The following is a 7,117-nucleotide window of genomic DNA, read 5'->3' as shown; positions in this document are numbered from 1 at the left end:
GCGCATGGGAATTCAACAGGAGCGTGCAGCATGACAACCAACTTAACAGACCCTGCACTGGTACCAGACGAAGAACTCGACCAGATGATTTGGAAGTTAGAGCGTGACGGCATGACGCCCAAGATGCTGTCGTTGATGAGAGAACTGCGGGCGGTGCGGAAGGCGAAAAGTGATGGTCGCGACCAGTTCGAAGAGTGGTTCAAGTTCCACCACGGCGAGGAAGGTACAATCGTCACCCTGAATCGTGCAAACGGCGGTGCAAATTACGCCGACCCTCATGTCGATTTGGCGTGGATAGCTTGGAATGACAGCCGAGCCGCTCTGTATCAATCTGCGCCGCTAACCAGCATCAAACCAGCGTCAACACTGGATTCTTTGCCAAAAAATGGCGAAATGGGCACCAGCAACTCTCCGGTAACTCCGGATGGGTGGAGGCTAGTTCCGGTTGAGCCTACAGTTGATATGCGCAAAGCCTTTCATAAGGCAAATGATGAGGCTGATAGCTTTGTAAGTCCAGACCATCAGTGGAGCGCCATGCTTGCTGCAGCGCCACAGGAGGTGAAGTGATGGCTGTGTTAACTTTCGTCATTGAGTTTGAGGATGGCAAAGAGCCTCCAGTACATGCGCACATGGAAGCATTTGGCGGCAAGGTTGTTGCAGTGGCGTTCCGCGATGCTCTTGCTGAAGAGGATGTGGTGATTGCGTCTGCCTTTGACCATGGGATGAAGCGATACGCCGGCGCGATGCAAAAGCTCGCTGATGGCGGCGACTGATGCCTAAATCATCCGCAGAACGAAAGGCGGCTCAGCGTGCGCGCCAGTCCGCCGCCGGTGAACGCAAGCTTGAATTAGTTCTTGATGAGCAAGAGCAGGCAATGCTGGAGCAGAACTGCGCCGCCCGTCGCCCTGGTAGGGCGCCGTATGAAATGGGCGAATACATTGCGATGCTGATCCGCCAGGATAATGCGCGCGTCGGGCTCCGCATCAAGTCCATCAGCAAGCAGCGCTGTGGAAAGTGTGGCGACGCTTTGCCTGTCGATTCATGCCCCTGTGATGGTGACTCGCAATGCTGGGTTACGCGCGGTTGGCACAGCACTAAATTAGTTGTGTGACATGTCACGATTGAAAACATTCTCGCTATGAACTACTGTATGTATATACAGTTTTTATGAGCGGAAATTATGGGCGGGAAAGATCTTAATTACACAGTAGTTCGCCGCGGTGAGTTTATCGAAAGTGTTATTGAGGGCACGTGGCTTATCATTCAGCGTGCAAAGGAATGCGGCGGCGGCTTTTGGTTGGGCAGGGCATACAACGATTGCTTTTGGCTTGAGTTTGAAAGGCCAATGTCGATATTCGATTGTGTCCAGTACGTCGTGACATACGGTGCGATGGAGCAAAGGGGCCAAGTATTCGAAGAAGAGTTTAAACTGGTTTAGCAATGGCCGCCGACTATGGCGGCTTTGTTTTGCGTGTTAGTATTACCAAATCGGTAATGATTAATTCGGGTGTTACCATGCCAAAGGAATACAAGCGCAAATCGACGCAGTTCAAGCCACTGACAGCGCAGCAGGAGGCTTACTGTCAGGAATACATCAAAGCACCTGAGAACCAGACTCAGGCGGCTATTAATGCTGGCTACTCACCAAACACTGCAGCCAAGTTCGCAAGCCAGAACATGCGTGATGAGCGTGTGCAAAAACGTATTGCCGCGCTGATGGAAGAGCGCAATAAGCGTCTTCGCGTTAGTGCCGATTATGTCCTGCTTCGCCTAGTGGAGATCGACCAGATGGATGTGCTGGATATTCTGAACGATGACGGCGGACTGAAACCAATAAGCCAGTGGCCGAAGATATGGCGCACCACATTAAGCGGGCTGGACATTTCGACAACAATCACCAACTTTGACGAAACCACACTTGAGAACATGCTCAAGAAGATTAAGTGGCCGGACAAGGTGAAGAACCTCGAGCTAATCGGGAAACATGTTGATGTGATGGCGTTCAAAGAGCGGCTGGAAGTTTCCGGCACCGTCACCATTGCTGACCGCATGGCAGCCGCACGCCGCCGCGTAAAAGAGCAGGCTGGAGGTGAAGAATGACAGCCGCAGCCATGTCGCCGGAAGAGCAACTCGTCGAGGATATTGCCTCGTTTACGTATGACCCGCTCGGCTATGCGCTGTATGCGTTCCCGTGGGGAGAAGACGGCACAGAGCTGGCGCATGCTACCGGGCCGCGTAAGTGGCAGGAGAATACCTTCAGGAGAATTGGAAAGCACCTGCAAAACCCTAACACCCGCCATCAGCCGCTGATGATTGCCAGGGCATCCGGCCACGGTATCGGTAAGTCCGCTTTCATCTCGATGCTGATCAACTGGGGCATGGCCACCTGCGAAGATTGCAAAGTGGTGGTGACCGCCAATACCGAGAACCAGCTTCGCACCAAGACTTGGCCAGAAATAACAAAGTGGTCTCGCTTAGCAATCCACAGCGACTGGTTCAAGCCTACAGCAACCGCGATATACAGCACCGACCCAGGGCACGATAAGAGTTGGCGTGCAGATGCTATCCCATGGTCTGAGAACAACACCGAGGCATTCGCTGGGCTGCACAACGAGCGTAAGCGCATCATTCTCATTTTCGACGAAGCGTCTAACATTGCAGATCTGGTGTGGGAGGTTGCAGAGGGGGCACTCACCGACGAGCACACTGAAATTATCTGGGTAGCGTTTGGTAACCCGACGCGTAACACCGGGCGTTTCCGTGAATGCTTCCGAAAATTTCGCCATCGCTGGGACTGCGAGCAGATAGACAGCCGCACCGTCGAAGGCACGAACAAAGAGCAGTTGCAAAAATGGGTGGACGACTACGGCGAGGATAGCGACTTCGTTAAAGTACGTGTGCGCGGACTGTTCCCTGACGCCTCAGAAAACCAGTTTATACCGTCAGGTCTGACGCAGCCAGCGGTGGGTCGCGTTATCACTGAAGCGCAGGTGGCCCACGCTGCTACCGTTCTTGGCGTTGACTCATCACACCAGGGCAAAGACCCGGCCGTTATTTATCTGCGCAAGGGACTCCATTGCAAGAAGCTTGGCGAATGGCAGCGCACCACAGACGATGTACTGTTTGCGCGTGTGATTGCCGACTTTGAAGACCAGTATGGCGCTGACGCGGTATTTATCGACTATGGCTACGGCACCGGGTTGAAGTCTGTTGGCGATAACTGGGGGCGAAACTGGACTCTGATACAGTTCGGCAGCGGAACGGCAGATCCTGAGATGGGCAATAAGCGCGGCGAGATGTACAAATCAGCCCGTGACGCACTGAAGCTCGGGGCGCAGCTGGATAGTCAGGAGTTGGCCGACGAACTGAGCGCGCCAGAGTACAAAGTACGATTGAAGGACAGCCGGAAGATATTGCAGGACAAGGATGAGGTGAAGGATTTGCTGGGCCGCTCACCGAACAACGCCGACGCCTATGTGTTGACGTATGCAGCACCGGTGGTGAAGAAGCAGTTTAACGCCCCAGGTATGCAGGGGCAGGCGATAACAGAGTACGATCCTTACGCATAATGGATCGCAATAATGGCAACCATTAATGCTATGAATGCGACCGTTAGAGATACCGCAGTGAGCAGTAGCGAAGCAGTATTCATCATGCGCTGATAGTAAAACGTGCGCATCGACTCTATCCTCTCTTCAGTTTGTTCAGGGTCTTGCATCCCATTTGGAAAAGTATTGTTGTATCCCTCAAAAACCTTTCTTTCAATGGCATTATGCATCGCCTGATTCCAATCGTGAGTTGAGTTAACGAAAATATCAACAATCTTCTGCTTTATCTTCATGACCACCTTGCCTCACCTTATTTGAAAGTTGTTTCGAAATGCCCGCCTGATAGCGGGCATTAGTTACGTTACTCAGGTCGCCCAACGGTGAACCAAACGGTTGAATACAAGGCACCATTAGAGTTATGAGCCTGTGATTCTGTGACCTTCAGTAAAACCCATCCATTACCCAAAAGAAAATTTGCTTTTTGGGCATCGTCGGTCTGATCTATCTCTTTAATTTTAGTTAAATCATAAGCTTGTTCTGACATGAAACCTCCTTGCTGTGTGAACCTCGATAATACCTGTTAGGTAAGCGAGAGGCAAAAAAATGCCCACCGAAGTGGGCGAACTATTCACAAGGGATGGTACAGGCACTACGGGTATCACGGTCCTAAGGCGTGATTGGGTTGTGGTGGTCGGTGCTGATCTCCGACTTGGCTATGCGACTTGCTAGTTGACACCGGAGTTTCACCGGGGCGAAGGTTTCGCAAATCGTTTATTGGGTCAGTGCTGGCTTGCAACGCGCTTACTCAACCGACTAAAGCCAACGATATCTACTACCCATCAGGTCTTACACTTGCGCATCAGCCTGCGCATTCACCACAACGGGAAGAGCACTGGTAATCTGTAGCGGGTATTTACTCGCGCGCACCGAGTTGATGCGCGGCCCATTTCAGCATGGTCAATGCTCTTACCTGTTATGCCCTCGTCTCTTCCGAGGTGTCACACCGTATCGCCACGATGGTGAGTCGTCTGTCCGTGCATACCTGACACTGGCTTGCACATTCCGGCTACCTGGCAGACAAGGGAAACCCCGCAAGGAAATCTGTCAGACCGCTGCGACACATGTGCCATATGCCGTGATGCTTTGGCGTTCACATAAACACCTCCGCAATTTTTCACATGGTGGGCTGCTGCCATGCTCAGCTAACACCTCTGCTGTAATCCCGTCATTGCCGAAGCTGATAAGAAAACAACTTTGTAGTTACCTAAAAGGTAATAATTGCATCGTGCAAAGTCAATATCCTACGCTAAATAATTCATATGTGGTTAAATTGGTAATAACTTAATCGCTTTGGAGTATCGCTATGTGTGTCGGCAGCAAACCATCTACGCCAGCAGTAGTCGCTGCACCAGAAGTGCAGGCCGCTCCACAAGAGCAGGATCAGGCCGTTGTTGAATCGCGTGATGAGGAACAGCGCCGCCGCCGTGCAGCTGCTGGGCAAAAATCGACAATGCTGACTGGTGCCCGTGGTGATACGTCTACCGCAAACACCAGCGGCAAAACTCTGCTCGGTCAGTAACTGGAGAATCAGGCATGGCTGCGGAAACCCTGAAAGAGCAACTGCAAAAGCAGATGTCTCAGTTAACCACTGATCGATCTTCGTTCGAGTCACACTGGCGCGAACTAAGTGAGTTCATTAACCCTCGTGGTTCCCGCTTCCTGGTCACCGATGTAAACCGAGATGACCGCCGTAATAGTAAGATTGTTGACCCAAACGCAACCCTGGCAAACCGTACGCTTTCAAGCGGGATGATGTCAGGCATCACTTCACCTGCAAGACCGTGGTTCAAACTGGCAACACCAGACCCGGATATGATGGATTACGGGCCGGTGAAGCTCTGGCTCGAAGTCGTTCAACGCCGTATGAACGAGGTGTACAACAAGTCGAACCTCTATCAGTCACTGCCTCTGCTTTACAGCAGCCTTGGCACATACAGCACTGGCGCGATGGCTGTGCTGGAGGATGACCAAGACGTCATTCGTACGATGATGTTTCCGATCGGTAGCTACTACCTTGCAAACTCCCCGCGCGGGAGTGTTGATACCAGTTATCGCAAGTTCACTATGACCGTTCGCCAGTTGGTGATGGAGTTCGGCCTGAACAATGTCAGTTCTTCAGTGAAGAGCATGTGGGAATCCGGCACGTACGAAACGTGGATCGAGGTTGTTCACGCTGTTTATCCAAACATTGACCGCGATACAGCGAAGCTCGACAGCAAAAACAAGCCAATCAAATCCGTGTATTTCGAGGTCGGCGGCGACAACGACAAGTTGTTACGTGAGTCTGGCTTTGATGAGTTCCCGATTATGGCGCCGCGCTGGGAAGTAAACGGCGAGGATGTCTACGGTTCATCGTGCCCTGGAATGATTGCCCTTGGGCAGGTTAAAGCGCTGCAGCTTGAGCAGAAGCGTAAAAGCCAATTGATTGATAAAGCCACCAACCCACCGATGGTTGGCCCAAGCAGCCTTAAGACGCAACGTGTCTCGCTCATTCCTGGGGCAATCAACTACATCGATACGATGCAGGGGCAGGATGGGTTACGACCTGCCTACCTCGTGAATCCAAACACTGCTGACTTGCTGGCTGATATTCAGGATACGCGGCAGGTCATCAACAGCGCGTACTTCGTTGACCTCTTCATGATGCTGCAAAGCATCAACACTCGCTCAATGCCTGTTGAAGCAGTGATCGAGATGAAAGAAGAGAAGTTGCTGATGCTGGGGCCAGTACTAGAACGTCTTAACGATGAATGCCTGAACCCGCTTATCGACCGCACGTTCTCCATCATGGTCCGTAAAGGGATGCTCCCACCTCCGCCGGATATCCTCGAAGGAATGCCGCTCAGCATCGAATACATATCTGTGATGGCTCAGGCTCAAAAATCCATTGGGCTTTCCAGTCTTGCATCAACTGTCGGATTTATCGGCCAACTTGCAGCGCTTGGCAAAACTGAAGCGCTGGACAAACTCGACGCCGACCAAGCGGTTGATGCTTTTGCTGAAATGTCCGGTGTTTCTCCAACAGTTATCGTTCCGCAGGAGCAGGTCGAACAGATTCGCCAAGACCGAGCCCAACAGCAACAGCAGCAGAAGGCGATGGAAATGGGTATGGCAGCAGCGCAGGGAGCTAAAACACTCAGCGAGGCGCAAACGTCAGATCCATCTGTTTTATCAGCGCTATCGGCAGCTGCAGGTAACTCAGGAGCACCACAGCAATGACTGAGATTGATGATGCTGAAACTGGCGCAGATGAGCGCAAACAAGCTCTGCTGGAGCAGCGAGATATCGATGATATCCAGCATGTAATGAATTCGGAGCGGGGCCGCCGTGTTGTGTGGTCACTGCTTGAGAAAGGCGGCGTTTTTGGCATCTGTTTCAGTGTTGACCCATACGCGACAGCTTTTAACGAAGGGCAGCGCAACTTAGCTCTTTCGCTGTTTCAGCAAGTGATGGCGCATTGCCCTGACCAGTATCTGAAGATGGCTGACGAGGCCAGTAAGAAGGAGTAA

At 52.0% G+C, this 7,117-nt stretch carries 10 protein-coding genes; 8 read left to right on the top strand and 2 right to left on the bottom strand.

Annotation, left to right across the window (positions count from 1 at the left end; translation table 11 throughout):
* Nucleotides 1–30: 30 nt before the first annotated feature.
* The 5 genes from AB4K05_RS11750 to AB4K05_RS11730 all read left to right on the top strand — a co-directional run bounded on the left by AB4K05_RS11750 (nucleotide 31) and on the right by AB4K05_RS11730 (nucleotide 3,569).
* Complete coding sequence (locus AB4K05_RS11750) at nucleotides 31–567, top strand: hypothetical protein (protein ID WP_368480145.1); 537 nt, start codon at nucleotides 31–33, stop codon at nucleotides 565–567.
* Complete coding sequence (locus AB4K05_RS11745; RefSeq protein ID WP_368480144.1) at nucleotides 567–773, top strand: hypothetical protein; 207 nt, start codon at nucleotides 567–569, stop codon at nucleotides 771–773. The genes AB4K05_RS11750 and AB4K05_RS11745 overlap by 1 nt, the downstream gene beginning before the upstream one ends.
* Nucleotides 773–1,111 (top strand): hypothetical protein, encoded by a 339-nt coding sequence (locus AB4K05_RS11740; protein ID WP_368480143.1) that lies wholly within the window; start codon nucleotides 773–775, stop codon nucleotides 1,109–1,111. Before AB4K05_RS11745 ends, AB4K05_RS11740 begins: the two co-directional genes overlap by 1 nt.
* Nucleotides 1,112–1,494: 383 nt before the next feature.
* Nucleotides 1,495–2,100: a terminase small subunit gene (locus AB4K05_RS11735; RefSeq protein ID WP_368480162.1), complete on the top strand. Its 606-nt coding sequence runs from the start codon at nucleotides 1,495–1,497 to the stop codon at nucleotides 2,098–2,100.
* Complete coding sequence (locus AB4K05_RS11730; protein ID WP_368480142.1) at nucleotides 2,097–3,569, top strand: terminase; 1,473 nt, start codon at nucleotides 2,097–2,099, stop codon at nucleotides 3,567–3,569. Before AB4K05_RS11735 ends, AB4K05_RS11730 begins: the two co-directional genes overlap by 4 nt.
* Here the strand turns inward: AB4K05_RS11730 and AB4K05_RS11725 are convergent.
* Both AB4K05_RS11725 and AB4K05_RS11720 read right to left on the bottom strand, forming a co-directional pair.
* A complete protein-coding gene (locus AB4K05_RS11725; protein ID WP_368480141.1) occupies nucleotides 3,560–3,841 on the bottom strand; it encodes a hypothetical protein in 282 nt (93 codons plus the stop codon). The two genes, AB4K05_RS11730 and AB4K05_RS11725, sit on opposite strands and share 10 nt — an antisense overlap.
* A 68-nt stretch (nucleotides 3,842–3,909) precedes the next feature.
* The gene (locus tag AB4K05_RS11720) at nucleotides 3,910–4,092 is read right to left on the bottom strand and encodes a hypothetical protein (RefSeq protein WP_368480140.1); all 183 of its coding nucleotides are present in this window, start codon (nucleotides 4,090–4,092) and stop codon (nucleotides 3,910–3,912) included.
* Nucleotides 4,093–4,911: 819 nt separating this feature from the next.
* Between AB4K05_RS11720 and AB4K05_RS11715 the strand changes: the two genes are divergently transcribed.
* Genes AB4K05_RS11715 through AB4K05_RS11705 form a run of 3 tightly spaced genes read left to right on the top strand, consistent with a single transcriptional unit; the run spans nucleotide 4,912 to nucleotide 7,117 of the window.
* Nucleotides 4,912–5,127, top strand: a complete 216-nt coding sequence (locus tag AB4K05_RS11715; RefSeq protein WP_368480139.1) for a hypothetical protein — start codon at nucleotides 4,912–4,914, stop codon at nucleotides 5,125–5,127.
* A gap of 14 nt (nucleotides 5,128–5,141) precedes the next feature.
* Nucleotides 5,142–6,827, top strand: coding sequence for a portal protein (locus AB4K05_RS11710; RefSeq protein ID WP_368480138.1), 1,686 nt, complete (start codon nucleotides 5,142–5,144; stop codon nucleotides 6,825–6,827).
* Entirely contained in the window at nucleotides 6,824–7,117 is a 294-nt protein-coding gene (locus AB4K05_RS11705) for a hypothetical protein (protein WP_368480137.1), read from the top strand. The genes AB4K05_RS11710 and AB4K05_RS11705 overlap by 4 nt, the downstream gene beginning before the upstream one ends.

This window comes from Kluyvera sp. STS39-E (assembly GCF_040932435.1).
In the GTDB taxonomy this organism is placed as follows: Bacteria; Pseudomonadota; Gammaproteobacteria; order Enterobacterales; family Enterobacteriaceae; genus Kluyvera.
This window is presented reverse-complemented; position numbering and strand designations above follow the sequence as displayed.